Source organism: Ralstonia flaminis, from assembly GCF_958415495.1.
Lineage (GTDB): Bacteria > Pseudomonadota > Gammaproteobacteria > Burkholderiales > Burkholderiaceae > Ralstonia > Ralstonia flaminis.
Window position 1 is genome coordinate 38,407 of record NZ_CATZLL010000002.1, and the last position, 25,111, is coordinate 63,517.

At 62.9% G+C, this 25,111-nt stretch carries 28 protein-coding genes and 1 pseudogene; 23 read left to right on the forward strand and 6 right to left on the reverse strand.

The window, feature by feature from the left end:
* Positions 1–47: 47 nt before the first annotated feature.
* The 14 genes from fliE (R2N11_RS02760) (at position 48) to R2N11_RS02825 (ending at position 11,887) form a co-directional block, all read left to right on the forward strand.
* Positions 48–389, forward strand: a complete 342-nt coding sequence (gene fliE / locus R2N11_RS02760; RefSeq protein WP_199030781.1) for a flagellar hook-basal body complex protein FliE — start codon at positions 48–50, stop codon at positions 387–389.
* A gap of 75 nt (positions 390–464) precedes the next feature.
* Complete coding sequence (locus tag R2N11_RS02765) at positions 465–1,589, forward strand: glycosyltransferase family 2 protein (RefSeq protein ID WP_316680065.1); 1,125 nt, start codon at positions 465–467, stop codon at positions 1,587–1,589.
* 38 nt (positions 1,590–1,627) lie between these two features.
* A complete protein-coding gene (gene rfbF / locus R2N11_RS02770) occupies positions 1,628–2,401 on the forward strand; it encodes a glucose-1-phosphate cytidylyltransferase (protein WP_199030783.1) in 774 nt (257 codons plus the stop codon).
* Entirely contained in the window at positions 2,401–3,492 is a 1,092-nt protein-coding gene (rfbG, locus tag R2N11_RS02775; protein ID WP_316680067.1) for a CDP-glucose 4,6-dehydratase, read from the forward strand. The genes rfbF and rfbG overlap by 1 nt, the downstream gene beginning before the upstream one ends.
* Entirely contained in the window at positions 3,489–4,067 is a 579-nt protein-coding gene (gene rfbC / locus R2N11_RS02780; RefSeq protein ID WP_199030785.1) for a dTDP-4-dehydrorhamnose 3,5-epimerase, read from the forward strand. The genes rfbG and rfbC overlap by 4 nt, the downstream gene beginning before the upstream one ends.
* A gap of 22 nt (positions 4,068–4,089) precedes the next feature.
* Positions 4,090–5,241 (forward strand): DegT/DnrJ/EryC1/StrS family aminotransferase, encoded by a 1,152-nt coding sequence (locus tag R2N11_RS02785; RefSeq protein WP_316680068.1) that lies wholly within the window; start codon positions 4,090–4,092, stop codon positions 5,239–5,241.
* Positions 5,226–6,068: a phytanoyl-CoA dioxygenase family protein gene (locus tag R2N11_RS02790; protein ID WP_316680069.1), complete on the forward strand. Its 843-nt coding sequence runs from the start codon at positions 5,226–5,228 to the stop codon at positions 6,066–6,068. The genes R2N11_RS02785 and R2N11_RS02790 overlap by 16 nt, the downstream gene beginning before the upstream one ends.
* Positions 6,069–6,070: 2 nt before the next feature.
* A complete protein-coding gene (locus R2N11_RS02795) occupies positions 6,071–7,243 on the forward strand; it encodes a class I SAM-dependent methyltransferase (RefSeq protein WP_316680070.1) in 1,173 nt (390 codons plus the stop codon).
* Positions 7,240–7,755: a GNAT family N-acetyltransferase gene (locus R2N11_RS02800; RefSeq protein ID WP_199030789.1), complete on the forward strand. Its 516-nt coding sequence runs from the start codon at positions 7,240–7,242 to the stop codon at positions 7,753–7,755. Before R2N11_RS02795 ends, R2N11_RS02800 begins: the two co-directional genes overlap by 4 nt.
* Positions 7,752–8,465: a WbqC family protein gene (locus R2N11_RS02805; protein WP_199030790.1), complete on the forward strand. Its 714-nt coding sequence runs from the start codon at positions 7,752–7,754 to the stop codon at positions 8,463–8,465. Before R2N11_RS02800 ends, R2N11_RS02805 begins: the two co-directional genes overlap by 4 nt.
* Positions 8,462–9,736, forward strand: a complete 1,275-nt coding sequence (locus R2N11_RS02810; RefSeq protein WP_316680072.1) for a glycosyltransferase family 2 protein — start codon at positions 8,462–8,464, stop codon at positions 9,734–9,736. Before R2N11_RS02805 ends, R2N11_RS02810 begins: the two co-directional genes overlap by 4 nt.
* Before the next feature lie 11 nt (positions 9,737–9,747).
* Positions 9,748–10,077 (forward strand): flagellar hook-basal body complex protein FliE, encoded by a 330-nt coding sequence (gene fliE / locus R2N11_RS02815; RefSeq protein ID WP_316680074.1) that lies wholly within the window; start codon positions 9,748–9,750, stop codon positions 10,075–10,077.
* Positions 10,078–10,294: 217 nt separating this feature from the next.
* Positions 10,295–10,738 carry a MarR family winged helix-turn-helix transcriptional regulator gene (locus R2N11_RS02820; RefSeq protein ID WP_199030793.1) on the forward strand — a complete coding sequence of 148 codons (444 nt, stop codon included), beginning with the start codon at positions 10,295–10,297 and terminating at the stop codon, positions 10,736–10,738.
* Positions 10,739–10,798: 60 nt separating this feature from the next.
* Positions 10,799–11,887, forward strand: a complete 1,089-nt coding sequence (locus R2N11_RS02825) for a glycosyltransferase (RefSeq protein WP_316680075.1) — start codon at positions 10,799–10,801, stop codon at positions 11,885–11,887.
* Positions 11,888–11,906: 19 nt separating this feature from the next.
* On the opposite strand, the gene R2N11_RS02830 is transcribed toward R2N11_RS02825, so the two are convergent.
* The 4 genes from R2N11_RS02830 to R2N11_RS02845 all read right to left on the reverse strand — a co-directional run bounded on the left by R2N11_RS02830 (position 11,907) and on the right by R2N11_RS02845 (position 15,878).
* Positions 11,907–12,263: a flagellar protein FliT gene (locus R2N11_RS02830; RefSeq protein WP_199030795.1), complete on the reverse strand. Its 357-nt coding sequence runs from the start codon at positions 12,261–12,263 to the stop codon at positions 11,907–11,909.
* A 60-nt stretch (positions 12,264–12,323) separates the two neighbouring features.
* Positions 12,324–12,752 (reverse strand): flagellar export chaperone FliS, encoded by a 429-nt coding sequence (gene fliS / locus R2N11_RS02835; RefSeq protein WP_199030796.1) that lies wholly within the window; start codon positions 12,750–12,752, stop codon positions 12,324–12,326.
* Between the two features lie 52 nt (positions 12,753–12,804).
* The gene (gene fliD, locus R2N11_RS02840) at positions 12,805–14,850 is read right to left on the reverse strand and encodes a flagellar filament capping protein FliD (protein WP_199030797.1); all 2,046 of its coding nucleotides are present in this window, start codon (positions 14,848–14,850) and stop codon (positions 12,805–12,807) included.
* A gap of 206 nt (positions 14,851–15,056) precedes the next feature.
* On the reverse strand, positions 15,057–15,878 hold the full coding sequence (locus tag R2N11_RS02845; RefSeq protein WP_199030798.1) for a flagellin N-terminal helical domain-containing protein: 822 nt from the start codon (positions 15,876–15,878) through the stop codon (positions 15,057–15,059).
* Positions 15,879–16,293: 415 nt separating this feature from the next.
* Between R2N11_RS02845 and R2N11_RS02850 the strand changes: the two genes are divergently transcribed.
* Positions 16,294–16,929 (forward strand): LuxR C-terminal-related transcriptional regulator, encoded by a 636-nt coding sequence (locus R2N11_RS02850; protein WP_199030799.1) that lies wholly within the window; start codon positions 16,294–16,296, stop codon positions 16,927–16,929.
* Positions 16,930–16,969: 40 nt separating this feature from the next.
* Here the strand turns inward: R2N11_RS02850 and R2N11_RS02855 are convergent, their stop codons facing one another.
* On the reverse strand, positions 16,970–18,709 hold the full coding sequence (locus R2N11_RS02855; protein ID WP_233176957.1) for a putative bifunctional diguanylate cyclase/phosphodiesterase: 1,740 nt from the start codon (positions 18,707–18,709) through the stop codon (positions 16,970–16,972).
* 492 nt (positions 18,710–19,201) lie between these two features.
* Between R2N11_RS02855 and fliL the strand changes: the two genes are divergently transcribed.
* From fliL to R2N11_RS02895, 8 genes and pseudogenes are all read left to right on the forward strand, one after another.
* Positions 19,202–19,699 carry a flagellar basal body-associated protein FliL gene (fliL, locus tag R2N11_RS02860; RefSeq protein WP_048935572.1) on the forward strand — a complete coding sequence of 166 codons (498 nt, stop codon included), beginning with the start codon at positions 19,202–19,204 and terminating at the stop codon, positions 19,697–19,699.
* Position 19,700: 1 nt separating this feature from the next.
* A complete protein-coding gene (gene fliM / locus R2N11_RS02865) occupies positions 19,701–20,708 on the forward strand; it encodes a flagellar motor switch protein FliM (RefSeq protein WP_199030801.1) in 1,008 nt (335 codons plus the stop codon).
* Positions 20,698–21,159, forward strand: a complete 462-nt coding sequence (fliN, locus tag R2N11_RS02870) for a flagellar motor switch protein FliN (RefSeq protein WP_199030802.1) — start codon at positions 20,698–20,700, stop codon at positions 21,157–21,159. Before fliM ends, fliN begins: the two co-directional genes overlap by 11 nt.
* Positions 21,160–21,228: 69 nt before the next feature.
* A complete protein-coding gene (fliO, locus tag R2N11_RS02875; protein ID WP_199030803.1) occupies positions 21,229–21,618 on the forward strand; it encodes a flagellar biosynthetic protein FliO in 390 nt (129 codons plus the stop codon).
* Positions 21,615–22,373 (forward strand): flagellar type III secretion system pore protein FliP, encoded by a 759-nt coding sequence (gene fliP / locus R2N11_RS02880; RefSeq protein WP_316680079.1) that lies wholly within the window; start codon positions 21,615–21,617, stop codon positions 22,371–22,373. The genes fliO and fliP overlap by 4 nt, the downstream gene beginning before the upstream one ends.
* A 9-nt stretch (positions 22,374–22,382) precedes the next feature.
* Positions 22,383–22,652 (forward strand): flagellar biosynthesis protein FliQ, encoded by a 270-nt coding sequence (fliQ, locus tag R2N11_RS02885; RefSeq protein WP_021193480.1) that lies wholly within the window; start codon positions 22,383–22,385, stop codon positions 22,650–22,652.
* Between the two features lie 43 nt (positions 22,653–22,695).
* Positions 22,696–23,490 carry a flagellar biosynthetic protein FliR gene (gene fliR / locus R2N11_RS02890; protein ID WP_199030805.1) on the forward strand — a complete coding sequence of 265 codons (795 nt, stop codon included), beginning with the start codon at positions 22,696–22,698 and terminating at the stop codon, positions 23,488–23,490.
* A gap of 77 nt (positions 23,491–23,567) precedes the next feature.
* Positions 23,568–24,296 (forward strand): annotated as a pseudogene (locus R2N11_RS02895) (3-ketoacyl-ACP reductase FabG2).
* A 5-nt stretch (positions 24,297–24,301) separates the two neighbouring features.
* On the opposite strand, the gene R2N11_RS02900 reads toward R2N11_RS02895, so the two are convergent.
* The gene (locus R2N11_RS02900) at positions 24,302–25,045 is read right to left on the reverse strand and encodes a YoaK family protein (protein WP_199033285.1); all 744 of its coding nucleotides are present in this window, start codon (positions 25,043–25,045) and stop codon (positions 24,302–24,304) included.
* Between the last annotated feature and the right edge of the window lie 66 nt (positions 25,046–25,111).

Genomic DNA, 25,111 nt, shown 5'->3' on the forward strand with positions numbered 1-25,111 from the left:
AACCGGCGCCACATGCAAGAGACGCAAAAAAGAGGAGTCTTCTTCACATGGATATTACGAACGCCAACTCGGTGGTGTCGCTGATGAACAGCGTGCTGGCACCGTCGAGCAAGGTCGGCGGTCTTGGCAGCTCCAGCGGTGCGGATGGCGATGACGCCAAAGTCAGTGTCGACTTCGGCGCGGTGCTCAAGTCGTCGCTGGACAAGGTCGACGCCTCGCAACAAAAGGCCGAATCCATCTCGCGCAGTTTCGAAATGGGCAACAGCGACGTGGATCTGCACGACGTAATGCTCTCGCTGCAGAAGGCCAACATCGACCTGCAGACCGCCGTTCAGGTGCGCAACAAGTTCGTCTCGGCGTACCAAAGCATCATGAGCATGTCGATCTGACGCCACAAGCGCCGGGTTTTATTTTTTGTCCGCACCGACTGGCCCAACAACAGGCCGCCGCCGTTGGGAGTCCGCATGTCCAAACACACCAAGCACCGCCGCACAGGATCACCCCGGTCCGAGATTGCGCTGGTGGTCATCGCCCGCAATGAGGCTGCCTGCATCGAGCGCTGCCTGCTGAGTGCCAAGCCGCATGTCGACCGCATGATCGTGCTCGACACCGGCTCCACCGACGACACCGTGGCGATTGCCCGTGCATGCGGTGCGCAGGTCCACCATTTCACCTGGGTCGACGACTTCTCGGCCGCCCGCAACGCCGCCCTGGCCGCCGCCAACGCCGACTGGAACCTCGTGCTGGACGCCGACGAGTGGATCGAGGGCGGCACGGAAGAGTTGCGCGACGCCTGCACCTTCGGCCCACTGCTGGGTGTGGTGTGCATCCGCAGCGAGTACGACATCTCGGGCCACGTCGAGCACTCCAACAGCTGGATTGCCCGCCTGCTGCCACGCGGCGTGCGCTACAAGGGCCGCATTCACGAGCAGCCCGCCGGCAACCTGCAGCGCGTGCGCCTGCCGCTGGTGATCGGCCACGACGGCTACATGAACGCCAAGCTGGACCAGAAACGCGGACGCAATCACGCCCTGCTGCAACAAGAGCTGGCTGAGCACCCTGATGATCCGTACATCCTTTACCAGCTCGGCAAAGACTTCGAGATCAACCTGAAAGACCCCGCACAGGCCGCCGCGCACTACCAGCGCGCGCTGACGACGGCGCCCAAGACGGCGCCCTATCGGCATGACCTGTGCATCTGCCTGCTGGCATGCCTGTCCAAATCCAAGCAACTGGACGCGGCCATCACCCTGGCTGGCGAGTGGATGGAGGAGTGGGCGCACTCACCCGATTACTTCTACATGCTCGGCCACCTGATGTTTGAAGCCGCCGCGCAAGACGCCGCGCAGGCCGAGAAACAATGGCTGCCGATGGCGGAGTCCGCCTTTTTGAAATGCCTGGAGATTGGCGAACAGCCCAAGCTGGACGCTGCCGTGTTCGGGCGGGGCAGCTTTGCAGCTGCCAAGTACCTGGCGCTGACCTACCGCGCCCAGGCCGACACCCTGGCCATCAAGTCCAACCATTTTTCCAATCTCGCCCGGCAGATGCAGGAGAACTCCGCATCCGCAGCCACGCCGGTGGCCGCATGAATGGACACACAAGCAGGCGCATAAGCGAGCACTGAACCATGAAAACAGTCATTCTTGCCGGCGGCCTGGGCACGCGCATCAGCGAAGAGTCGCACCTCAAACCCAAGCCGATGATCGAGATTGGTGGCCGCCCGATCCTGTGGCACATCATGAAGATCTACGCGGCCCATGGCATCAACGATTTCATCATCTGCCTGGGTTACAAGGGCTATGTCATCAAGGAGTACTTCGCCAACTATTTCCTGCACATGTCGGACGTGACGTTCGATATGTCCAAGAACGAAGTGACCGTGCACGAGCGCCATGCCGAGCCCTGGCGCATCACGCTGGTCGACACCGGCGAGCAATCGCAGACCGGTGGGCGCCTGAAGCGCGTGGCCGCTTACCTCGATCCGAACGAGCCGTTCTGCTTCACCTACGGCGACGGCGTGTCCGACATCGACATCACCAGCAAGATCGCCTTCCACCGTGAACACGGCAAGATGGCCACGGTGACGGCCGTACAGCCCCCGGGGCGCTACGGCCTGCTCCAGCGCGACGGCACGCGCGTGACCGGCTTTACCGAAAAGCCACCCGGCGACGGCGGCACCTGGATCAACGGTGGCTTCTTTGTGCTCAACCCATCCGTCATCGAATACATCGCGAGTGAAGACACCCCCTGGGAAGGCGCGCCAATGGCGCGTCTGGCCGAGATGGGCGAACTGAACACGTTCGAGCACCACGGCTTCTGGCAGCCGATGGACACGCTGCGCGACAAAAACAGCCTGGAAGCCCTGTGGCAATCGGGCAATGCACCGTGGAAGCAATGGTGATGCTCAACCCTGTCGCCTGGGCCGGCAAACGCGTCTTTCTGACCGGGCATACCGGCTTCAAGGGAAGCTGGCTGGCCTTGTGGCTGCGCCAGCTCGGCGCAGAGGTCTACGGCTACAGCCTGGCGCCGGAAACGCTTCCGAGTCTCTTTACGCTGGCCGATGTGGAATCCACGCTGGCAGGTCACACGCTGGGCGACATCCGCGATGCGGATGGTTTGCACAAAGCCATGACAGCCGCGCGGCCCGATGTCGTCTTCCACCTCGCTGCACAGCCGCTGGTGCGCGCGTCATACAAAGACCCTCTCGCCACTTACGCCACTAACGTGATGGGCACGGTAAACGTACTGGAGGCCGCACGCGGCTGCACGAACCTGTCGGCCATCGTGGTGGCCACCACCGACAAGTGCTACGACAACCGCGAGTGGGCCTGGGGCTACCGCGAGACCGACGCCCTGGGCGGCCATGACCCCTACAGCGCGTCCAAGGCGTGCGCCGAACTGGTGGCCGCAAGCTACCGGCGCGCGTTCTTCGCCAACGGCCCGCTGCTGGCCACCGGCCGCGCAGGCAATGTCATTGGCGGCGGCGACTGGTCGGAAGATCGGCTCATCCCCGATGCCGAGCGCGCGATGCGTGCCGGTACGCCATTGGTCATCCGCTCGCCACACGCCACGCGGCCGTGGCAACACGTGCTGGACTGCCTGCACGGCTATCTGGTGCTCGCACAACGCCTGCAGGCGGGCGATGCCTCTTGCGCCGCCGCCTGGAATTTCGGCCCGGACAGCGCGGCCACGCGCACCGTCGAACAGGTGCTGCAAGGTCTGCAACAACATTGGCCCACGCTGATCTGGCAGTTGGATACCAACACCGTCACGGGCAAGCACGAGGCCGGCATGCTGCATCTGGACGCCAGCCGGGCACGCCAGCAACTCGGCTGGCAGACAGCGTGGTCGTTCGAAACCGCGCTGGAGCACACCGCTGCCTGGTACCGCCAACTGCGTGACAAGACAGCGGATGCGCGCACGCTGTGCGACCAGCAGATCGACCGTTTCACCGCCGTCGCATCGACTGCTACATCCAGGAGCGCCGCATGAACCGCTTCACCATCGCGCCGACACCGTTGGCCGGCCTGGTTGAAATCGACCGAACAATCATCGGCGACCATCGCGGCTACTTCACGCGCTTCTTCTGTGCAGAGGAACTTGCCGTCGCCGGCTTCGACAGCCCGGTCGCGCAGATGAACCACTCCTACTCCGCCAAGCGCGGCACGGTGCGCGGGCTGCATTTCCAATACCCGCCGCACGCCGAGATCAAACTGGTGAGCTGCGTGCGTGGCCGCGTGTTCGACGTGGCCGTCGACCTGCGAGCCGGTTCGCCCACCTTCCTGCAGTGGCACGCAGTGGAACTGTCCGCTGAGCGGCACAACAGCCTGCTGGTGCCCAAGGGGTTTGCCCATGGCTTCCAGACGCTCGAAGACGATTGCGAGTTGCTGTACCTGACCTCGACGCCGTACGCACAAGCTGCCGAAGACGGCCTCAACCCGAACGATGGTCGGCTGGGCATTGCCTGGCCGCTCGCCATGACCGAATGCTCCGACCGGGACCGTGCCCATCCACCGCTGACCAACGCGTTCAGGGGGATCGACTTGCCGGCCCGCCTCAGCCACTGACGCCTGAACCACAGGAACAGCCATGACCCAGAAGATTCTGTATTCCAAGCCGTCGATCACCGAGCTGGAAGTCGAATACGCCACCGATGCCGCCCGCAACGGCTGGGGCGACCAGTGCTACGCCTACATCAACCGCTTCGAAAAGCAGTTCGCCAAGTTTGTCGGCACGCAGTACGCCATTGCCACGTCAAGCTGCACCGGTGCCATGCACATGGGCCTTGCGGCGCTGGGCATCGGCGCGGGCGACGAGGTGATCCTGGCCGACACCAACTGGATCGCCACCGCCTCGCCCATCACCTACGTGGGCGCCACGCCGGTGTTCGTCGACATCCTGCCCGACACGTGGTGCGTAGACCCAGCGCAGGTGGAAGCCGCCATCACGCCGCGCACCAAAGCCATCGTTGCCACGCACCTCTACGGCAACCTGTGCGAGATGGACCGCCTGCTGGAGTTGGCCGAGCGCCACGGCATTCCCGTGATCGAAGACGCTGCGGAAGCCGTTGGCTCGCGCTGGGGCGAACATGCAGCCGGTGCACGGGGCATCTTCGGCACGTTCTCGTTCCATGGCACCAAGACCATGACGACCGGCGAAGGCGGTATGTTTGTCACGAATGACCGCGCGCTGTACGACCGCGTCATGACACTGAACAATCACGGCCGCGTGCCGGGCGGCAAGCAGTTCTGGTCAGACTTCATCGGCTTCAAGTACCGCATCTCCAATGTCCAGGCTGCCATCGGCTGCGCTCAGCTGGAGCGCATCGACGCATTGGTCGCACGCAAGCGCGAGATCTTCGCGGCGTATCAGCAACATCTCGGTAGCGTTGCCGGCCTCGCGCTCAACCCCGAGGCGCCCAACACCTTCAACAGCTACTGGATGCCGACCGTCGTGTTTGACAAGGCACTGGGTATTACGCGCGACGTGTTGCTGGCTGCGTTCGCGCGCCGCGGCATCGATGCACGCGTGTTCTTCTACCCGTTGAGCCAGACCGAGTTGTTCGGCACGTTGGCGGACAGCGCACGCCTCAAGGCACCCAACAGCTATGCGATTGCCGAACGTGCCATCAACCTGCCGTCCTATCACGATATGTCGAGTGCAGACATCAATACGGTGTCGCAAGTGGTGCTCGATCTTGTGCAGGAACACCAGGAGAAGCTGACATGCCTGGCATCCTGACACCCGATCAAGTCGAGACCTTTCAGCGTGACGGCCTGCTGATCCTGCGCGACTTCTACGCGCCGTCGCAGGTCGAGCCGATCCAGCGTGCGATCTACGACATCATCGGCCTCATCATTGACAAGTACCGCCTCAACATCGCGCGCGCGCCGTTTGCACCGGAACGCTTCGATGACGGTTATCAGGCGGTCATCCAGGCCAATCGCAAATACGGTGCCGAGGTGTATGACGCGGTCAAACAGATTCCGGCGTTTGTCCGCCTGCTGGGCGATCCGCGTCATGAAGCCCTGGTGACCGAGGTACGGCCCGGCGCCCTGCCGGGTATTGCGAACGCTGGCTCCGGCATCCGCATCGACAACCCGCGCGAAGAGAAATTTCGTGCCAACTGGCATCAGGAATATCCGGCCCAGTTGCGCAGTCTGGACGGCGTGGTGTTCTGGAGCCCGCTGGTGGAGATCACCCCCGAAATCGGGCCGGTCGAGTTCTGCCCCGGCTCGCACGTGGAAGGGCCGCTGCCAGTCTTCAGCGCAGATCCGGACAACGCCGGCAAGCAAGGCGCCTATGCATTGCTGATCAAGGACGAAGCGAGCTATCTGGCACGCTATCCGCACGTGCAACCGTTGACCAAGCCGGGCGATCTGGTGATGGTCGACTTTCTGGTGCTGCACGCATCGGGACACAACACCAGCCAGCGTTCACGCTGGTCGATGCAGTTCCGCTACTTCAATTTCTGCGAGCCGACCGGGCGCTCGCACGGCTGGAAGGGGTCGTACGCCAACGGTGTCGACTTCCGTACCGTCCATCCCGAACTTTCCGTGGAAGCCTGACCATGACCCAGGGAGCTCTGCCATGCAATGTCTGCCAGCAACCGTTGGCAGAACCGATCTACCGCGCCCCGCAAAGCGCACTGTCTTCACTGCGCCGCGCCATGGAAGGCACGCTGGAGGTGTTCTGCTGCGCGGCGTGCGGCCACATCCAGACCGTGGAGCTGTGTGACAACGGCAGCTTCTACGACACCGAGTACGACATCCTCGTCAACAGCGAGGAAGAGGACCAGATCTACGCGGTCGAGAACGGCCGGAAGATCTTCCGCGCCGATCATCAGGTGGCCACCTTCCAGCGCAAGCTGGCACTGCCTGAAGGTGCGCGTGTGGTCGACTTCGGCTGCGCAAAAAGCGCGACCATGCGCCTGCTGAAGCAACAACGCCCGGACGTGAACGTTCACCTGTTCGACATCAGCGATCGCTACATCGGTTTCTGGGAAAAATTCCTCAGCCCCGAACAATGGGCCACGTACACGATCCCACCGGCATGGCAGCGTTCGTTTGACGTGGTCAGCTCGTTCTTCTCGCTCGAACACATTCCTGACCTGCCGACCGCGCTGCGCAATATTCACGACCTGTTGCGCGACGGCGGCCGGCTGTACGCCATCGTGCCCAACACGTTCACCAATTCGGTGGACTTCTTGGTGGCGGATCACGTCAACCACTTCACGCACACGTCGCTGCAGACCCTGCTGGCCAACCATGGGTTTGACCTGCTCGAGGCGGATGCACAAAGCCACCGCGGCGCGTTCGTCGTCACCGCCGTGCGCCGGCCTGGCGACAGCAAGGTCGCACCGGTGCTGGATGCACAGGAACTGGCTGACACCCAAGAAGCCGCCAACCGGCTGGCACGCTTCTGGCAGCAGGCATCGAGCCATCTGACGGATTTCGAAACGCAGCACGGTGGCGCGCCCGCCGTGATCTACGGCGCCGGTTTCTACGGCGCGTACACCGCCAGCAACCTCCAACAGCCGCATGCCTTGCGCGCGTTTGTCGACCAGAATCCGTACCTGCAGGGGTCGTCGCTGGCGGGCAAGCCGGTCGTGGCGCTGGACAGCATCCCGGACGAGGTTGAGGTGGTGTATCTGGCCGTCAACCCGGTCATTGCCGATGAGGTGCGGCACACCGTGGAAGCCGCCTATCCGAACCGCTTCCGGTATTTCCGCTTCCAGCCATGATTGCGCGCGGCTCACTCCTCCTGCGGGAATGGCGCGAGAGCGATATCCCGCAACTGCTGCCGCTGCGCAACGATGTGCCGACGCAGCTGCAGTTGATGACACGCCCGCGGCCCAACTCCGCCGCCAGCGTGCGCGACTGGCTGATCGGAAAATCCAAGCAGAGTGAGGTCGTGCTGTTCATCATCGCAGCCCAAGCGGATGACAGTGTGCTGGGGTATCTCCAGTTGAACCACATTGATGCGGTCAACCGGCACGCCTCACTCGGCATCTGCCTGGCGTCGTCCGCGCAGGGCCGGGGCCACGGACGCGCGGCGTGCGAAGCCGCATTTGCCTATGCCAGCGAGACCCTGTGCCTGCGCAAGATCACGCTGGAAGTGCTGGCAGAGAACACGCGTGCCATCGCGCTGTATCAGAAGCTCGACTTCCGGCATGTTGGCACGCTGAGCGGACACTATCTGCAAGACAACCGCTGGCACGACGTTGTCCTCATGGAGCGGATGCTGGCGCCATGAACGTCGTCATTACACAGCCGATGCTGTTCCCCTGGCGCGGCCTGCTTGAGCAGATCATGCTGGCGGACGTGCTCGTCAACTACGCCGACGTGCAGTTCTCCAAGGGCAGCTTCACCAACCGCGTGCAGATCAAGGACACCACCGGCACGCGCTGGATGACCGTGCCGCTGGAAAAATTCCACCTGGGCGCCCGCATTGACGAGGTCAAACCCGCCACCAACGTGGACTGGCGCGCGCAGCACCTGCGCATGCTGGAGCAGGCGTACGAGGCCGCCCCCCACGCAAACGACATGCTGGCCCTGGTGCGTACGGTGTACGCGGTGGACTACCCCAACATGGGCGCGCTGGCGCTGGCATCCATGCGCGCGGTCTGCCGCTACCTGGGCATTGAAATCGACCGCAAGTTTGTCGATTCGTCGGAGCTGGACATCCCCGGCCGCAACAGCGACCGCGTACTCGCCATCGTGCAGAAGCTACGAGGTGACACCTACATCACCGGGCACGGCGCCAAGAACTATCTGGCCCATGCCGAATTCGAGCAGCACGGTATTACCGTGGCCTACATGAATTACGCCTTGCAGCCGTATACACAACTGCATGGCGCGTTCACGCCCTTCGTCAGCAGCCTGGACCTGATTGCCAATCATGGCCCGGCAAGCAAGGCGTACCTGTGCCCTCAGACCCTCAACTGGCGCGAGTTCATCCAATGAGTGAGATTGCAGCGATCCAAACCGAAGCCGGGGCAACCCAGGCGCCTCAGAAGACGGATGAGGCTGTGCAGCAGGTTGCACTGAGCGTCTGCATCCCGACCTACAACCGCGCCCGCTACCTCGACAACCTGCTCGCAGAGCTGGTCAGGCAGATTGGCGAACTGAAGTTCAGCTACGAACTGCTGATCGGCGACAACTGCTCGACCGACGGCACCGAAGAGGTCGTGGCGCGGTATCAGGACAAGCTGAACATCCGGTACTTCCGCCGACCGTCCAACCTGGGCTCCGATGAGAACCTGAACCGGTTGTACCGCAGCGCGCAGGGCAAGTACGTGCTCTACCACGCTGACGACGATCTGCCCATCCTGGCCGAGATCAACAACAACATCGGCATTTTCGAGCGCAACCCAGGCGTGGGCGTCATCTTCGCGCCCTGGATCCTCCACGACCTGCCGACCCGGCAAGACGTCACGACGTTCTATCGCCAGGACGACGACTACCTGATCGAGCAGAACGACTATTCCAAGTTGATGGTGCTGGTGCTGTCGCATCACCTCTTCCCAGAGATCTATCTGGCGCGCCGCGAGGTGATGAATCGGCTGTATTTCAGCGCCCCCGAGCACGCGTTCTACGCCTTCGTGCATGCCGCAGAAATGCTGGGGACCAGCGCCGTCTACTTCAGCAAGACGCCGTTCTACCGGTCGGTCACGCGCTACTTTGATGACGAAACCCGTTCGCAAGCGGGTAACGAGCAGGTCAAGCACGCGTGGGATCGGTATCGCGGGGGGCTGGAATATCTGTTCGGCAAGTTCTCGCATACGCTGCCTGCCGCCGAGCGGCCGGAGTGGCTGAACGCCATCAACCAGTTCGTCCTGGTACGCATGAAGGTGGCTCTGCGCCTGCGCACCCAGGAAGGCGGTCACTGGATCGACAACTACTACATCGCCAATCGCATTCGCGCGCTGGGCGAAGCGGCTGACCTGCCCGCACCGTACGACCTGTACCGCGTGAACGCGGCATTCGAATACATCACCAGGCTCGATCCGTTCAAGCCCGAGTCGCCCAGATACGCCACCCTGCGCCGCGCGCCGCTACAGGTCTTCCACCACGCACAGGGCTTTGCCGGGACCGAGTTCCTGGTGCTGGACGACGATGCCGTCATTCCGCATCACACCATTGTCGTGACGCCGGTTCCGATGAACATTCCGGTGCCGGCCGGCCGCGAGGTCCACTTCGTTTCCGAGCTCGAAGCGCTCGCCAAATTCCCCTGATCCCAACCAGCATGGATTTCTCCAACGCCAATTCCGTGGTCTCGCTGATGAACAGCGTGCTGGCGCCATCGAGCGCCGTCGGCAGCAGTATCGGCGGCACTGACGCGGCCAAACCGAGTGTCGATTTCGGTGCGGTGCTCAAGTCGTCGCTGGACAAGGTCGATGCCTCGCAGCAAAAGGCCGAGTCCATCTCGCGCAGCTTTGAGATGGGCAACAATGATGTCGACCTCCACGACGTGATGCTCTCGCTGCAGAAAGCCAACATCGACCTGCAGACCGCCGTGCAGGTGCGCAACAAGTTTGTCTCGGCCTATCAAAGCATCATGAGCATGTCGATCTGACGTGACCTCGCCGCCGCTTGTCATGCCCGCCAGCTGTGACCACCAGATCTGAGCGACGGCCAAAGCGCTTACAACTGCGTCACGCCGCGCGTACCCAATTCACATGCCGTCCGTGGCAATATTGACGTCCCATTGAATACGGTCATGCGCACACCGCCTGCCCAGGCCGCTGCGGCACGCACCGCACAGGTGCCAGGACCGTCCCCGGGAGTCTTCCGTGAACGACGTGCTGGCGCTCGATCAGCAGCTCTGTTTTCCTCTGTACGCCGCCGGCCACCTGCTGACGCGTCTGTACCGCCCGCTGCTCGACGAACTGGATCTCACCTATCCGCAATACCTCGTGATGCTCGCCTGCTGGCAGCAGGCACCGTGCGCCGTGGGCGACCTGGGCCGCACGCTGTACCTGGATACCGGCACGCTTACGCCGTTGCTCAAGCGCCTGGAAGAACAGGGTTTGCTCACGCGCACACGCGATCGCGACGACCAGCGCCGCGTGGTCATCGAGTTGACAGAGACGGGCCGCGCGCTGAAAGCACCTGCCACCAACGTGCCGCAAGCGCTCACATGCAAGATCCCGCTTGAGCCCGGCGAGATCAGCGCCACGCGCGAAATGCTGCACAAGCTGCTGGACGCGCTTGCTGCGGCCGATGACCGCGGCTAGCGGCATTCACCTGACCGACAGGCCAGGCTGCACCCTGAATCTTCATCTTTCCGACACACCGTGCCATCCACTCCCGCCAACCTCGCGCTGGTTGTCATCGCGCGCAACGAAGCCTCCTGCATTGAACGCTGCCTGCTAAGCGCCAAACCGTTTGTCGACCGCATGGTGGTGCTGGATACCGGCTCCGCCGACGACACCATGGCCATTGCGCAGGCGTGCGGCGCGCATGTCAGCCAGATGACTTGGCAGAATGATTTTTCAGCGGCGCGCAACGCCGCACTGGAAGCCGCCAATGCGGACTGGAACCTCGTCCTGGATGCGGATGAATGGCTGGAAAGCGGCGGCGAGCAGTTGCGCGCCCTCAGTAATGCCAACCCGATGCTGGGCATCCTCTGCATCAAGAACGATACCGACGCGACCGACGCCGCCAGCCAGCTGATTGCATGGCTGCCCCGGCTGCTGCCGCGTGGCGTGCGCTATGCGGGGCGCATCCACGAACAACCGGTGTCTTCGCTGCCGGCGCAGCGCCTGCCCATCGTGCTGCGGCACGACGGCTACACCAGCGCCAAGATGCAGAAGAAAGGCGAACGCAATACGCAACTCCTGCTCGACGAACTCAAGCATCGGCCAGACGATCCTTACGTGCTGTTCCAGCTCGGCAAGGAAATCGAACTGCATCAAGAAGACTACGCCAGGGCCACGAACTATTACGCCCGCGCTTTCGCCCTCGCACCGCAAGACGCCCCGTACCGCCGCAACCTCGCGCTGCGCTATCTGTACAGCCTGGGTAAATCGGATCGACTGGACGAAGCGATGGCCCATGCGGATGCCAGCATCCATGCATGGCCGGACTTTCCGGATCTGTGTTTCGCGCTGGGCTTGGTGTTGGTGGATGCGGCGGTCAAACATCCCGAGCACGCCAGCACGCAGTGGCTGCCGCTGGCCGAGCAGGCGTTTTGCCGTTGCCTTGAGATTGGCGATCAGGCGGGAATGGATGGCAGCGTGGTTGGGCGAGGCAGTTTCCTGGCGGCTCAACAACTCGCGACCGTGTATCAGATGCAGGCCAATGAGCTTGCCCGCAAATCCGAGCAGTACCTGGCGCTGTCGAAGCAGATGCAAGGCGCGCCTGCGCCTCGCCAAGTTGAATGAGTCTGTGGTCTGTAGCGGGTCAGTAACGCGCCATGCTGCCGTAGGCGTGGCTGGCGGTGTTGGCGCGGCGCGCCGTGTCGATGCGCTTCTGCAGGCGATCCAGGCGCGGATACACCATCGCGCGCACGCGGGCATCGTCTTCAAGAATGCGCACGAGTAGCGTACGTTTGCGCTCGATGTCGTCGCGCGACAGCGTGGGATGCGGCTCGGAACGGCGCAGCGCATCCACATAGGCGGCGCTTTCGCGCTCGAGCGTACTGACGACTTCCCAGTTACCTACTTCAGCTGCGCCGACCATTTCGGCAGTCAGGCGTGCAATGGCCTCGTAGCAAACGAACAGACTTTCGCTGTCCTTGATCGGAAAGTTGCGGTGCATGTTGGCTCCAGTTGGGCCGAATTCAATCAAAAAAATCGCTTTGCTGCGCGGCCAGCCGCGTCAGCTCACAACACTCAGGTGGTTGCTGGACGCCGCCGCACCCGGCTGGCCAATGGCAAGCCAGGCATCCTGCAGGGTCGCCAGCAGACCGTCAACCTCGGCAAGAATCGTCAGGTCGTTGGTGCCGTTGGCCAGCAGCAGGCGGCGCAGCATGTAGTCGTACAAGCCATTGAGCTGCACGGCGATCTCGCCGCCGCGCTGGTGGTCGAGGCTTGCCTGCAGCCCCTGACCGATGATCGAGATGACTTTGTCAAATGCACGCAGTTTGGCGGGCACATCACCACGCTGGATGCCGGCGCCGGCCAGGTTGATGGCGGCGCGTGCACCTTCAAACAGCATGGCGATCAACCGATGCGGATTGGCATCTACCACAGACGTCTCGATACCGACTTGCGCGTAGGCACCGATGGCGCGGCGTGCTGCGTACATGGGAAAGGTCCTCGCTGTGTGATCTTGTTATGGGTGGTGCTTCAGTTCTGCATCAACCGCTCGTGGTCTGATTCTGGATCGCCGCGAGCTGCGTAGTCAGGTAGCTGCTGGTGTTCGACATGCTGGCCACCGCTGCCGACAACGCGTTGAACTGCGTGTAGTACAGGGCTTGCTGATTGCTCAGCTGCGTCTGCATCGTGCTGATCTGGCTGGCAAGCGAACTGAGCGAGCTGTTGATGGAGTCGGTCTCGCTCTGCACCATGCCGTTGGTTGCCAGCAGGTTGGTCATCACCGTGTTGAGCTGCGCGGCGTAGCCACGCTGCACCGTCACCGTGCCGCGATTGCCCACCGAACCGCCGGTCACCTGCACAGTCAGACCATCGACCGCCGTGCCGCTGGCGCCGTAGAGGTTCTGGCCCGATCCCGTGGCGGCGACACCGTTGATGGTGCCCTGTACGTCCTGGCCGATCGTGGCAGCGGGGCTCGCCCCCATCAGCGACGCCGCACCATTGCCCGACACCGACACCGACGAAATCGAGCCGAACTGATTGTCGGTAATCGACAGCACACCGCTGGCATTGGCCGACACCGACGCCGTGATCTTGGCGTTTTGCAGCGCAGATGATGCGTTGATCTGGCTTTGGATCTGTGTGGCCAGCCCCCCCGCACTGTAACTGCCAGGCGGCACCGTCACGTTGACGGCGATGCCACTGATATTGAACGCCAGGGTATCGTTCGAGCCTGCGGTAATGGTGGTATTAGCTGCAGCCGACCCCGCCAGCGACCCTTGCGTCGCCAGTTGCGTCACGTTCACCGCGTAGGTGCCGGACTGTGTGGTGTCCGAGAAGGTCGGCACATTGAGCAGCGCATCCGTGGCCGTGCCCGTGCCCGCAAACAGACCCGCCACCTGGCTGGGCGAAGCAGCAATGGCCGCCGACAGCGTGCTGCTGTTGATCGACAGCGTGCCGTCCGAGTTCATCGTCACGCCCACGCTGCCCAGTGACTGGTAATTACCGCTGCCAACGGCCTGCCCCAGCACGTCGGTAATCTGGTTGATCAACGTCTTGGTACTCACATCGCCAGCCAGCGGGCCGTTGTTGGCGCTGTTGGACGTGTCGATGTTGGTGAGCGTGTTCAGTTGCGTACGCAGCGCGTTGTAGCCGTTCACGAAGTTGGTGACGGCGGTGGTGGTGGCGGTCGGGTCGTTGGCCACCGTTACGGTGGTGCTGCCCGTCTTGGCCAGCGTGAACGACGTACCGTCCACCACGTTGGACAGCGTATTGGTCGGGCTCTGCACCGCAATGCCGTTGATGGTGGCCAGGGCGTTCTGCCCGGTGGTCACCTCGGTCATGTTCTGCGTGCCGGACGGGTCTTGCGAGAGCAGCGAAGACAGGGTCGAATCCCCCGACACGGAGATCTTCATCTCCGAATTCGAGCCGCCCGCCGTGGAGGTCAGCACCAGGCGATACGGGTTGCCGCTGCCGTCGTTCACGATACTCGCCGACACGCCCAGGTTGGCCGAGTTGATGGCATCACGAATGCCGGACAGCGTGTTGTTGGACGAATTGATCGTGATTGAGCCGCCCGGCAGGCCGCCGTTCTGCGTGAACGTGGCGCCGCTGTATTGACCGTTCGACAAGGTGCCACCCGACACCGTACCGAACGAGAACGAAATCGTGGTCGGTGTACCACCGCCAATGGATGTCGTGGTGGAGGCCTGTCCCTTCGCTGCCAGGACCTGCGATTGCGCAAGCTGCGTGACATTGACAGCGTAGGAACTGGCCGGAGCCGACCCCGTGACCGATGCGCTCAGCACCGATGTGTCATAGCCGCTGGCCTTCATGGCGCTATAGCTCGACGCCGTGGTCAGGTTCGACAGTGCGGTCTGGAAGGTCGACAGTGAGCTTTTGAGCGTGCCCACGGCCGAGAGCTGCGTCTGGTATGACGTCTGCTGGCTCTGTAGTTGCGTCAGCGGCTGGCTTGCCACGCTCATCAGGCTGGTGACCAGCGAGTTGACGTCGATACTCGTCCCGATACCGGGAATCGAAATCGGCGGAACGTAGTTGCTGCTGGTAGAGGAGGTGGTGGTAGTCGCCATGATCGAATCTTGATGAGCGTCTGCATCGGCGGAAGTCTTCCTTCTCAACGGCAACGCCTGTCACTTCTTTAGGGCGGGTTAGCCAAACGCCGCCCCCGATGAAGAGGGGTATCCCACCTCAAAAAAAAAACCGGCGCCCCAAGGAGCGCCGGCCTTCGCTTGAACCGCCCGATGATCTGGGCGGCCGAGCCTGCATCAACCTGCCATTAGCCCTTCAGCAGGTTCAGGATGCTGTTCGGTGCCGAGTTGGCTTGCGCCAGCATGGCCGTACCCGCTTGCTGCAGAATGTTCTGACGGGTCATGTTCGACGTTTCAGCCGCGTAGTCGGTGTCGATCATGGCGGACTTGGCAGCCGACAGCGCGGTGTTCGACGAGGTCAGCGTGTTGATGGTCGAGCTCAGACCGCTTTGCTGTGCGCCCAGGCTGGCACGTGCCGACTTCAGGCTGGCCAGATCGGTGGCGATCGCGGCTTGGGCTGCGGTTGCGTTGGCGGTCGAGGTCACGCTCGTGCCGGTCAGCGTACCGAAGCTGGCCAGGTTGGCGTTCGTAACGGTTGCCACATCGGTCGATGCGCTTTGGCCGTACTGGAACGACGTGGAGGTCACCGAACCATCAAACAGCTTGGCGCCGTTGTAGTTGGCGTTGGTTTCGATGTTCTTGTTGGCCGAGGCCAGCTGTTGGTATTCCTTGTCCAGGTTGGCCTGGTCGGTGGTCGACAGACCGCCGTTGTTGGCTTCCACTGCCAGCTGGTTCATACGCTGCAGGTTGTTTTCAACCTGGCTCAGGTACGAGTCGGCCGTTTGCAGGTACGACTGTGCATTGTTGGCGTTCTGGATACCCTGGGTTTGTGCGTTCAGCGTGGTGGTCAGGCTCGACGACACAGCGTAAGCAGCGGCATCGTCCTTGGCGCTGTTCACGCGCAGGCCGGTCGACAGGCGTTGCAGCGACGTTTGCAGAGCGTTCTGCGACTGCGACAGAGCTTGCTGCGTTTGCAGGGACGAGATGTTGGTATTAAGGCTGAGGGACATGACGGCTCCTAAGTTTCCCGATGGCGTTGTTGCCCGTTTGGTTGCTCGTTCCGGCTAGGCCGGGCAACGTGACCTGCAACTTGAAGGGGATCAGGTCTGCGTTGTACTCAGGTTATCGGTGGCCGCGGCAGAAAGTTTAGGGGCAACTTGACAAATTTGTGCGCGAGCGGCGGTTTGGCTTGGGAGGCACCCCCTACTTCCGCCCCCCACCAAAAGAGGCGCCGGGCCTCCTTCTTGGCCGGCATGTGCTCGGCTATACTCGATCGATCCGTTCAAAAGCGCCCGCCTCTATATAGAGCACAGAGCGCTGCCGCACAGATGGGGAGTTGCACGGCCCGCCAGCATGATCCACAGGTCCAAGACCCGCTGGCGGCTAGAAGAGCTCTGAAGTGAGCCCGTTTGACCCGCAACGCCCATGCTTAACGTTCTGATTGTTGAACCGCACGATATTGCCCGTGCCGGCTTGCGCCAGATCCTCAAGGATTCGCGCCTGGCCCGGCAGATCGAGGCAGTCCCCGACCTGCACAACGCCAACCAAGATCTGCTTGCCGAACGCGAGTGGGACGTCATGCTGTTCTCGGTGGAATCTGCCACCGGTGACGAGTTCCTGACCATCAAGACCGTACGCCAGCAGCACGCACGCCTGGCCATACTGGCGCTGGGCCGTCACCCCGAGGCGTTGCTCGCTGTGCGGGCGCTCAAGGCCGGCGCGTCCGGTTATCTACCGATGGACGCCAGCCAGCCGCAACTGCTGGCGGCCGTCAACGCCATCGCCAAGGGCAAGAAATACCTGCCCTCTGACATGGTGGAGGTGCTGGCCGACAACCTGAACGTCGACTGGGACAAGCCCCGCCACGACATCCTGTCCGACCGGGAATTCCAGACCCTGCGCATGCTCGGCTCCGGCCGCACGCTGAGCGAGATTGCCGAGGCGCTGCAGATCAGCGCCAAGACAGTCAGCGTCTATCGGGGGCGGGTGCTCTCGAAGATGAAGCTGCGCAACAACGCCGAAATGACCATGTACGTGGTCAGCAACGGGCTGCACCTGTAGAACGCCCCGCAAAGCCGCAGCACGGGGGCGTTTTCCAAACTCAAAGAAGTCGCGGAATGCGCTCGCCATATCGGCGTACGTTCTCGCGCACCAACTCCTGTACAGCGGATGGCTCCAGCGGACGCGTGAGCAGGTAGCCCTGATACTCGTCGCAGCCGACTTCGCGCAGAAAATCGAGCTGTCCGGTGGTCTCCACACCCTCCGCCACGGTTTTCATGCCCATCGCCTGCGCCATCATGATGATGGCCCGCGTGATGGCGGCGCGTTCGGCCACGTGCGGCAAATCCTGCACGAACGAGCGGTCGATCTTGAGCGTGTCGATCGGGAAACGGTGCAGATACGACAGCGATGAATATCCGGTGCCGAAATCATCCAGCGCCAGCGACACGCCCATCGCGCGCAGCTCGGTCAGCAGCGCATGCAACGACGGATCATCGCGGATCAAAATGCCCTCGGTCATCTCCAGCTCAACCGCGTCCCCCGGCAAGCCGCTGGTGGAAAGCGCCCCGCGCACCATGGTGCTGAGCTGCCCCGAGCTGAAAGCCTGCCCTGACAAGTTGATCGACATGCGCAATTGCGGCAGCCCGATGCGGCGCCAGCGCGCAAGCTGATCGCAAGCGGCGCGCAGAATCCAGCGGTCGATCTCAACGATCAGGCCGGTCTCTTCCGCGTCCTGGATGAACTGGCCGGGCATCATGCGGCCGAAATCTGCGGAATTCCAACGGATCAGCGCCTCGACGCTGACGATGCGGCCGCTCTTCACGTCCACGCGCGGCTGGTAGTCGGCATAGAACTCGTTGCGATCGCTGGCGCGACGCAGGCCCGATTCAATGCGGAAGCGGCGCGAAACACGGTCGTCCAGATCGCTGGTAAACGTCTGGAAGTTGTTGCGGCCGCGCTCCTTGGCCAAGTACATGGCCGCATCGGCCTTGCGCAGCAGGGTGTTGGAGTCGTCGCCGTCGTGCGGGGCCACGGCAATGCCGATCGACACGCCCAGGAACAACTCCTGCCCCTCGATGTAGAACGGCGCGCTGATGGCCGAGAGAATGCGTTCAGCCACGCGGCGCGTGCCCAGGCCGTCGAGCGATTCGAGCATGACGACAAACTCGTCACCACCCAGGCGCGCCACCGTGTCGGCCTCGCGCGCGCAGGCCTGCAGACGGGCCGCCACTTCGCGCAGCAGCATGTCGCCAAACTGGTGGCCCAGCGTGTCGTTGACGTTCTTGAAGCGATCCAGATCCAGGAACATGACCGAAACGCGCGTGCGATTGCGGCGCGCGATGGCCAGTGCGTGCTCCAAGCGGTCTTCCAGCGCGGAGCGGTTCAGCAGGCCGGTGAGCGTGTCGTGCGTGGCCAGATGCCGGATGCGCTGCTGCGCCTCGCGGATCTGCGTAATGTCGACCAGCGACACCAGCACGGAGTAAGGCGGCATGCCCGCATTGGCCCCGGTCGCCGGCACAGCGGTCATCGAGTGACCTCCCTCCGTGTACAGCGGCGTCCAGTTGCTCGACACCCACACGGTGCGGCCGTCCTGGCAATGCAGCCCGAAAATCTGGCTCAACTGCGGCAGGCCTTCGGCCATCACGTCGCGGTCGGGCCAGTCGGTATCGTGGATGGGCGCCTCGAACTCGTCAACGGCCGACAACACCACCTGCGCCAGCGTGCGCCCCACCAAGTCGGCCACAGGCACGCCCAGCAAGCGCGCGGCGCTGGGGTTGGCGTAGGTCACCCGCCGCTGGCCGTCACACACCAGAATGCCCTCAGTCAGCGCGTTGACCATCGACAGCAGGTCGAGCTTCGGGCAGAAGCCCGGTGGCTCGCCGCGTGCCGGACAGTCAGCTGGCAGTCCGTCGGCATCGACGGCGCCAAGAGCAGCTCGGGTGGGAAAGGGCAAGGAATTCAAGACGGCTTCCGGCTGGACGTTTGTGCGGCGCCGAAAACTTGCCCGGCGCCCTTTGCACAACTACAACGGCACGCGCGGGCAAATCTTTCGGGCCGACATCACTTTTACGCAGCGGCTTGCGCGCCGGGCGGTGAGGAAGGCGCATGGGGGCGAGATGCATCGCCATAAAGTGATTTATAGATTACTTTACAGTCACCAAATCCACCCATCTCTTTGCCGCAAACCCCCGAGATAGACGGGATTGACCGCGTTTCTTGGCGGAATGAGCTGGACAGAGGTGGTGAAGAATGCCATCCGAGAACCCGACTCTGGAATTTCCGAATTTCGAGCCGGGAAGGCCCACCCCCCTATAGCCTCCGAGTGATCCCCATGGCCGAAGCCGCTGCCGCCACTACCGCACCCGCCCCTGCTGCCAAGGGCGGCTCTACCAAGCTGCTGCTGATCATCCTGATCGTGCTCGTGCTCGTCGGCATGGGCGGCGCCGCTGCCTGGTTCTTCCTGGGAGGCGCCAACCACGCTGCGTCCCCCGCCGCACCGGCCAAGCCCAAAGAGCCGGTGTTCGTGCCGATGGACACCCTGACCGTCAACCTCAAGCCCGAGGAAGGCAACGATCGCTATCTGCAGATCGGCATCACCTTCAAGAGCTTTGACAAGCACGCAGAAGAAGGCATCAAGACCTACACGCCCGAACTGCGCAGCCGGATCCTGACGCTGCTGGCCAGCAAGTCGCCCACCGAGCTCTATCCGGCAGAGGGCAAGGCCGCACTCGCCAAGGAAATCGTCGAACAATGCGAGCAGGTGTTCAAGGCTGTCGGCAAGGAATCGCCGGTAGCGGACGTCCTGTTCACCAACTTCGTGATCCAGTGACATGCTCAAGGAAGAGTTTCTTTCCCAGGAGGAGATCGATGCGCTCCTCAAGGGCGTCACCAACGAGGTCGACGAGGAACCTGTCGAGGCCGACCCGTCTGGTATCCGCACCTACAACCTGGGCTCTCAGGAGCGCATCGTCCGTGGGCGCATGCCCACGCTGGAAATCATCAACGAGCGGTTTGCGCGCAACTGGCGCCTGGGGTTGTTCAACTTCATGCGCCGCAATGCGGAGATCTCCGTTGGGCCGGTGAAGGTCCAGAAGTACAGCGAGTTCATCCGCAACCTGGTCGTGCCGGCCGCTATCAACCTGGTGCACGTCAAGCCGCTGCGCGGCACGGCGCTGTTCGTGTTCGACCCCAACCTGATCTTCCTGGTGGTCGACAACCTGTTCGGTGGCGACGGGCGCTTCCACATGCGCGTGGAAGGCCGTGACTTTACGGACGTCGAGCAGCGCATCATCCAGCGCATGCTGCAGTTGATGTTCGACCACTACGGCAAGGCATGGCAGCCGATCTACCCGATCGAGTTCGAACAGCTGCGCATGGAAATGCACACCGAGTTTGCCAACGTGGCCACGCCCAATGAGGTGGTGGTGACGACCAGCTTCAGCGTGGAGCTGGGCAGCAACGGCGGCGACGTGCACATCTGCATGCCCTACACGATGATCGAGCCGATCCGCGACCGGCTCACCTCCGCCATCCAGGGCGAGGCGCTGGAAGTGGACAAGCGCTGGGTGCGGCTGCTCTCGCAGCAGGTGCAGACCGCCGAGGTGGAACTGATTGCTGACCTGACCACAGCCCGCGTGCAGTTTTCTGACCTCCTGAACATGAAGGTGGGCGATGTCCTGCCGGTTGAGCTGGACGATTTCGTGACCGCCAAGGTGGACGGCGTGCCCGTCATGGAATGCAGCTACGGCACCTTCAACGGTCAATACGCCCTGCGGGTCAACCGCATGCTGAATATGAGCGGCAGTGAATCTGCCATGGAGTCTGACGATGACAACTGAACCGACCATGAACCCCGAGACCAGCGCCGACGACATCGATGTCGAGATGACGATGGAAGAGGCCATGGCCCTGGAAGCCGCGCAACGCGCTGCAGCCAATCCGCCGGCAAGCGCGCCCGCTCCTACGCCAGCCGCCGATTCGGTCTTCAAGCCGTTGATGGCCGACAGCCCGAGCACAACCAGCTCGCGCAACGACATCGACATGATTCTGGACATCCCCGTGCAGTTGACGGTGGAGCTTGGCCGCACCAAGGTGCCCATCAAGAACCTGCTGCAACTGGCGCAGGGCTCGGTGGTGGAACTGGACGCACTGGCCGGTGAGCCGATGGACGTGCTCGTCAACGGTTACCTGATCGCCCAGGGCGAAGTGGTGGTGGTGAACGAGAAGTTCGGTATCCGCCTGACCGACATCATCACGCCGTCCGAACGTATCCGTAAGTTGAACCGCTGAGTTGAACCACCCAGCGTCGCACCTGACGCACCCTGCGCAACCACTGCTCCCCCCGGGCAAGGTGTTGAAATGAACCATGCAGTTGATTGGGCCCGCACCTTGGGCGGCCTGTTTGTCGTATTGGCCATGATCGTGGCAGCCGGCTGGCTGCTGCGCAGGCTGCAGCAGCGTGCGGGCATGGGCCCTGGGCGCCGCAGCCAGGTCGTCTCGGTGGTGGCGCAGCAGATGCTGGGCGCCCGCGAGAAGGTGGTGGTGGTGGAAGTGGAAGGCACGTGGCTGGTGCTGGGCGTCACCCAGCACAACGTGCAGACGCTGCACACGTTGCCACGCCCCATTGAGCCTGCCAGCCCTACCGAGCCGGATGCCGGCTCCGGTGACGGCGCCAATACCAAACCCCCTTCCTTTGCCGACGCACTGGCCATCCAGGTCAAGCGCCATCTGACGGGGAAGTCGGAATGAACATGCGTGCTGTCTTCTCTGGTGTGCGTCTATTGATTGCACTGGCACTGCTGTGTGCCGCACCCGCCGTGTTTGCGCAGGCGCAACCCGGCCTGCCGCTGCTCTCGGGCGCTGCCGGCGGGCAGAGCTACACGCTGCCGGTGCAAACGCTGATCTTCCTCACGTCGCTGGGTTTCCTGCCAGCCATCATCCTGATGATGAGCAGCTTCACGCGCATCATCATCGTGCTGTCGTTGCTGCGCCATGCGCTGGGCACGCAGACCACCCCGCCCAACCAGGTGTTGATCGGGCTGGCGCTGTTCCTCACGTTCTTCGTCATGTCGCCGGTGCTCGACAAGGTGTACACCGACGCCTACGTGCCGCTGCGCGACAACAAGATCACCGTAGAACAGGCCATGGACACCGCGGCCACCCCGCTGCGCCAGTTCATGCTCAAGCAGACGCGCGAGCCGGATCTCGCCCTGTTCGTCAAGATGGGCAACATGCCGCCCATCGCCGCGCCCGAACAGACGCCCATGCGCGCGCTCATTCCCGCCTTTGTCACCAGCGAGCTGAAGAGCGCGTTCCAGATCGGGTTTGCCATCTTCATCCCGTTCCTGGTGATCGACATTGTGGTGGCGGCGGTGCTGATGTCGATGGGGATGATGATGGTCACGCCGTCGATCTTCTCGCTGCCGTTCAAGATCATGCTGTTTGTGCTGGTGGATGGCTGGCACCTGTTGCTGGGCTCACTGGCCCAGAGCTTTGTGCAATAAGGAGCCGTCATGACACCCGAATACGTATTGGATATGGCGCGCCAGGCGATGCAGGTCGCCATGATGGTGGGCGCGCCCATGCTATTGGTATCACTCGTGGTTGGCCTGCTGATGGCGGTGTTCCAGGCTGCCACACAGCTGAACGAGCAATCGCTGTCGTTCATTCCCAAGCTGGTGGCCGTGGCCGCCACCATGATCCTGGCCGGCCCCTGGCTCGTGAGCGTGATCGTCGACTACACGCGCGATCTGCTCACCAACATCCCCAACTACGTGAATTGACGTAGCCGAGCTGACGTAGCCGCCCCACTCCGCCAAATCGACCATGATCCAGTTCACCGCCACCCAGCTCAACGGCTGGATCGCCATGTACTGGTGGCCGCTCGTGCGCATTCTGGCATTCATTGCCATTGCGCCGCCGTTTGCCAACACGGAGGTGCCGATGTCGATCAAGGTGGCATTCGGCGTGATCCTCACGGTGGCGCTGGCACCGATACTGCCGGTGCCGCCTGGCGTGTCCGTGGGCTCGTACGAGGGGTTGTGGATCACCCTGCTGCAAGTGGCGATCGGCCTGTCGCTCGGGTTTTGCGTGCAGCTCGTGTTCAGCGCCATCAGTGGCGCGGGTGAGCTGATGTCGATACAGATGGGCCTGGGCTTTGCCACGCTGATCGACCCGCAGCAGACCGAAAGCAGCATGCTGCTCGGCCGCTTCCTCAACCTCACGGCCATCACCGCCTTCATTGCCGGCGACGGGCACCTCGTGCTGCTGCACGCCCTGTTCGACAGCTTTACCGCCCTGCCCGTCTCGGCCGCACCGCTGGCCAACTCCGGCTGGCAGGCACTGGCCGAAGGCGGCACCATTGCCTTCGCGCTGGCCGTGCGCGTCGCTCTGCCGATCATTGCCATCATGATGATCGTCAACCTGGGCTTTGCGGTGCTCGCACGCACCGCACAGGCGCTCAACCCCTTTGCTGTGGGCATTTCCGCCACGCTGGTGGTGGGGTTGATGCTCATCATGGTGATGATGACTTCGCTTGCACCGGTGGTGGAGCGGTCGGTCATGGATGCGTTGGAACTCAGTGGGCGGGCGTTTACTCAGTTTGGGGCGACGCCTCGCTAGCGCGGTACAGCGCCCGCCCCCTCGGGTGCTGTTGGCTTGCACCCATTCCAAGCATCCAATGAAGGGGATCCCACCTCATGAGCCGCCGTGTTCTTGTGACAAGTGCAAGCCGTGGCATTGGCCGCGCGATCGCCTACCAACTGGCATCTGACGGGTTCAACGTTTCGGTCCACTGCCGCAGCGGCCGCAAAGAGGCCGAGGCCGTCGTCGCCGAGATCCAGGCCCACGGCGGCACCGCCCACGTCCTGTAGTTCGACGTGCGTGACCGCACAGCCTGTCGCACACAACTCGAAGCCGATATGGAAGCACACGGCGCCTACTACGGCATCGTCCTGTGCGCGGGCGTCACGCGCGACGCGGCCTTCCCTGCATTGACGGGCGAAGACTGGGACATCGTTCTGGAGACCAGCCTGGACGGCTTCTACAACGTTGTGCACCCGCTCACGATGCCGATGGTGCGTGCACGCCAGGGCAGACGCATCGTCACCATTGCCTCCGTATCAGGCGTAATGGGCAACCGTGGGCAGGTCAACTACAGCGCGGCCAAGGCGGGGTTGATTGGCGCGACAAAGGCGCTGGCCGTCGAGCTGGCCTCGCGCCGCATCACCGTCAACTGCGTGGCGCCGGGGCTGATCGAGACCGAGATGCTGGCACACATGGAGCACCTGGATCAGGCGCTGGAAGCGGTGCCGATGAACCGCGTGGGGCAGCCGGCAGAGGTGGCTGCGGTGGTGGGCTTTCTGATGTCGGATGCGGCGTCGTATGTCACGCGGCAGGTCATTGGCGTCAACGGCGGGATGATCTAATCAACCTACCGCCGACGCGCCACCAAATCATCCACCACCGGCACCACGGCCAGCACCATCAGGATCGTCGCCAGCGGAATGGTGGTCGCATACCCCATATGCTTGAACCCTAGCGCCCCCGCCACGCCACCCAGAAAGAACATTCCCAGCAATGAAGCCAGCAGCCGCAGCTTTGGGCGATTGGCAACAACGGCCGGCAGGTTTCGGTGCCCATGGTTCCAATACAGTGCCTTGCCGATCTCGATCCCGATATCGGTGGCCAGACCGGTCACATGTGTGGTGCGGATCTCCGCCTTCGAAATCTTGGTAATGATGGCGTTCTGCAACCCCATCAGGAAACACAGCAGCACCACGGTTGCCGGCACAAACACGACGCGGTATTCCCCTAGCGACGTACCCATCAGGCCGAACAGCAGCAGGAGCCCCGCTTCGAGCATCAACGGCAATGCAAACTCGCTCTGCGTATTGCGCCGATGCCCCCAGTTGACCAGCACGGCAGTGCAGGCCGCACCGCACACAAACGCCAGCAGTGACGCAAGACCGGCCAGAACGAGCACAACGTCGCCCAGCACAAGATCGTCGGCCATTGCCGAGACAATGCCGGACATATGCGAGGTGTACTGCTTGACGGCAAGGAAACCGCCTGCATTGGCGGCACCCGCTACCAGGGCCAGTGATTGCCCCAGGCGCCGGTTGGCGTCTTCGGTGCGCTCGGGGCTGGTCAGGCGGCGGAGGTATTGAATCGGCATGACCCATCCAGACGGTAACCAGGCGGCCATTATGCGCCCGCCCAGGGTTACCGTTCCTGGCGAAAG

Excerpts from the sequence above, each read along its gene's own strand:
- R2N11_RS02850 (WP_199030799.1), top strand. The coding sequence starts at position 16,294 with ATGCTTAACGTTCTGATTGTTGAACCGCACGATATTGCCCGTGCCGGC.
- R2N11_RS02765 (WP_316680065.1), top strand. The coding sequence starts at position 465 with ATGTCCAAACACACCAAGCACCGCCGCACAGGATCACCCCGGTCCGAG.
- fliP (WP_316680079.1), top strand. The coding sequence starts at position 21,615 with ATGAACATGCGTGCTGTCTTCTCTGGTGTGCGTCTATTGATTGCACTG.
- fliE (WP_199030781.1), top strand. The coding sequence starts at position 48 with ATGGATATTACGAACGCCAACTCGGTGGTGTCGCTGATGAACAGCGTG.
- fliR (WP_199030805.1), top strand. The coding sequence starts at position 22,696 with ATGATCCAGTTCACCGCCACCCAGCTCAACGGCTGGATCGCCATGTAC.
- fliS (WP_199030796.1), bottom strand. The coding sequence starts at position 12,752 with ATGTACGCAGCACGCCGCGCCATCGGTGCCTACGCGCAAGTCGGTATC.
- rfbC (WP_199030785.1), top strand. The coding sequence starts at position 3,489 with ATGAACCGCTTCACCATCGCGCCGACACCGTTGGCCGGCCTGGTTGAA.
- R2N11_RS02900 (WP_199033285.1), bottom strand. The coding sequence starts at position 25,045 with ATGCCGATTCAATACCTCCGCCGCCTGACCAGCCCCGAGCGCACCGAA.
- R2N11_RS02795 (WP_316680070.1), top strand. The coding sequence starts at position 6,071 with ATGACCCAGGGAGCTCTGCCATGCAATGTCTGCCAGCAACCGTTGGCA.
- R2N11_RS02790 (WP_316680069.1), top strand. The coding sequence starts at position 5,226 with ATGCCTGGCATCCTGACACCCGATCAAGTCGAGACCTTTCAGCGTGAC.
- R2N11_RS02830 (WP_199030795.1), bottom strand. The coding sequence starts at position 12,263 with ATGCACCGCAACTTTCCGATCAAGGACAGCGAAAGTCTGTTCGTTTGC.
- R2N11_RS02800 (WP_199030789.1), top strand. The coding sequence starts at position 7,240 with ATGATTGCGCGCGGCTCACTCCTCCTGCGGGAATGGCGCGAGAGCGAT.
- fliD (WP_199030797.1), bottom strand. The coding sequence starts at position 14,850 with ATGGCGACTACCACCACCTCCTCTACCAGCAGCAACTACGTTCCGCCG.
- R2N11_RS02855 (WP_233176957.1), bottom strand. The coding sequence starts at position 18,709 with ATGGTCAACGCGCTGACTGAGGGCATTCTGGTGTGTGACGGCCAGCGG.
- fliL (WP_048935572.1), top strand. The coding sequence starts at position 19,202 with ATGGCCGAAGCCGCTGCCGCCACTACCGCACCCGCCCCTGCTGCCAAG.
- rfbG (WP_316680067.1), top strand. The coding sequence starts at position 2,401 with ATGCTCAACCCTGTCGCCTGGGCCGGCAAACGCGTCTTTCTGACCGGG.
- R2N11_RS02810 (WP_316680072.1), top strand. The coding sequence starts at position 8,462 with ATGAGTGAGATTGCAGCGATCCAAACCGAAGCCGGGGCAACCCAGGCG.
- R2N11_RS02785 (WP_316680068.1), top strand. The coding sequence starts at position 4,090 with ATGACCCAGAAGATTCTGTATTCCAAGCCGTCGATCACCGAGCTGGAA.
- fliN (WP_199030802.1), top strand. The coding sequence starts at position 20,698 with ATGACAACTGAACCGACCATGAACCCCGAGACCAGCGCCGACGACATC.
- rfbF (WP_199030783.1), top strand. The coding sequence starts at position 1,628 with ATGAAAACAGTCATTCTTGCCGGCGGCCTGGGCACGCGCATCAGCGAA.
- R2N11_RS02845 (WP_199030798.1), bottom strand. The coding sequence starts at position 15,878 with ATGTCCCTCAGCCTTAATACCAACATCTCGTCCCTGCAAACGCAGCAA.
- fliM (WP_199030801.1), top strand. The coding sequence starts at position 19,701 with ATGCTCAAGGAAGAGTTTCTTTCCCAGGAGGAGATCGATGCGCTCCTC.
- R2N11_RS02805 (WP_199030790.1), top strand. The coding sequence starts at position 7,752 with ATGAACGTCGTCATTACACAGCCGATGCTGTTCCCCTGGCGCGGCCTG.
- fliO (WP_199030803.1), top strand. The coding sequence starts at position 21,229 with ATGAACCATGCAGTTGATTGGGCCCGCACCTTGGGCGGCCTGTTTGTC.
- fliE (WP_316680074.1), top strand. The coding sequence starts at position 9,748 with ATGGATTTCTCCAACGCCAATTCCGTGGTCTCGCTGATGAACAGCGTG.
- fliQ (WP_021193480.1), top strand. The coding sequence starts at position 22,383 with ATGACACCCGAATACGTATTGGATATGGCGCGCCAGGCGATGCAGGTC.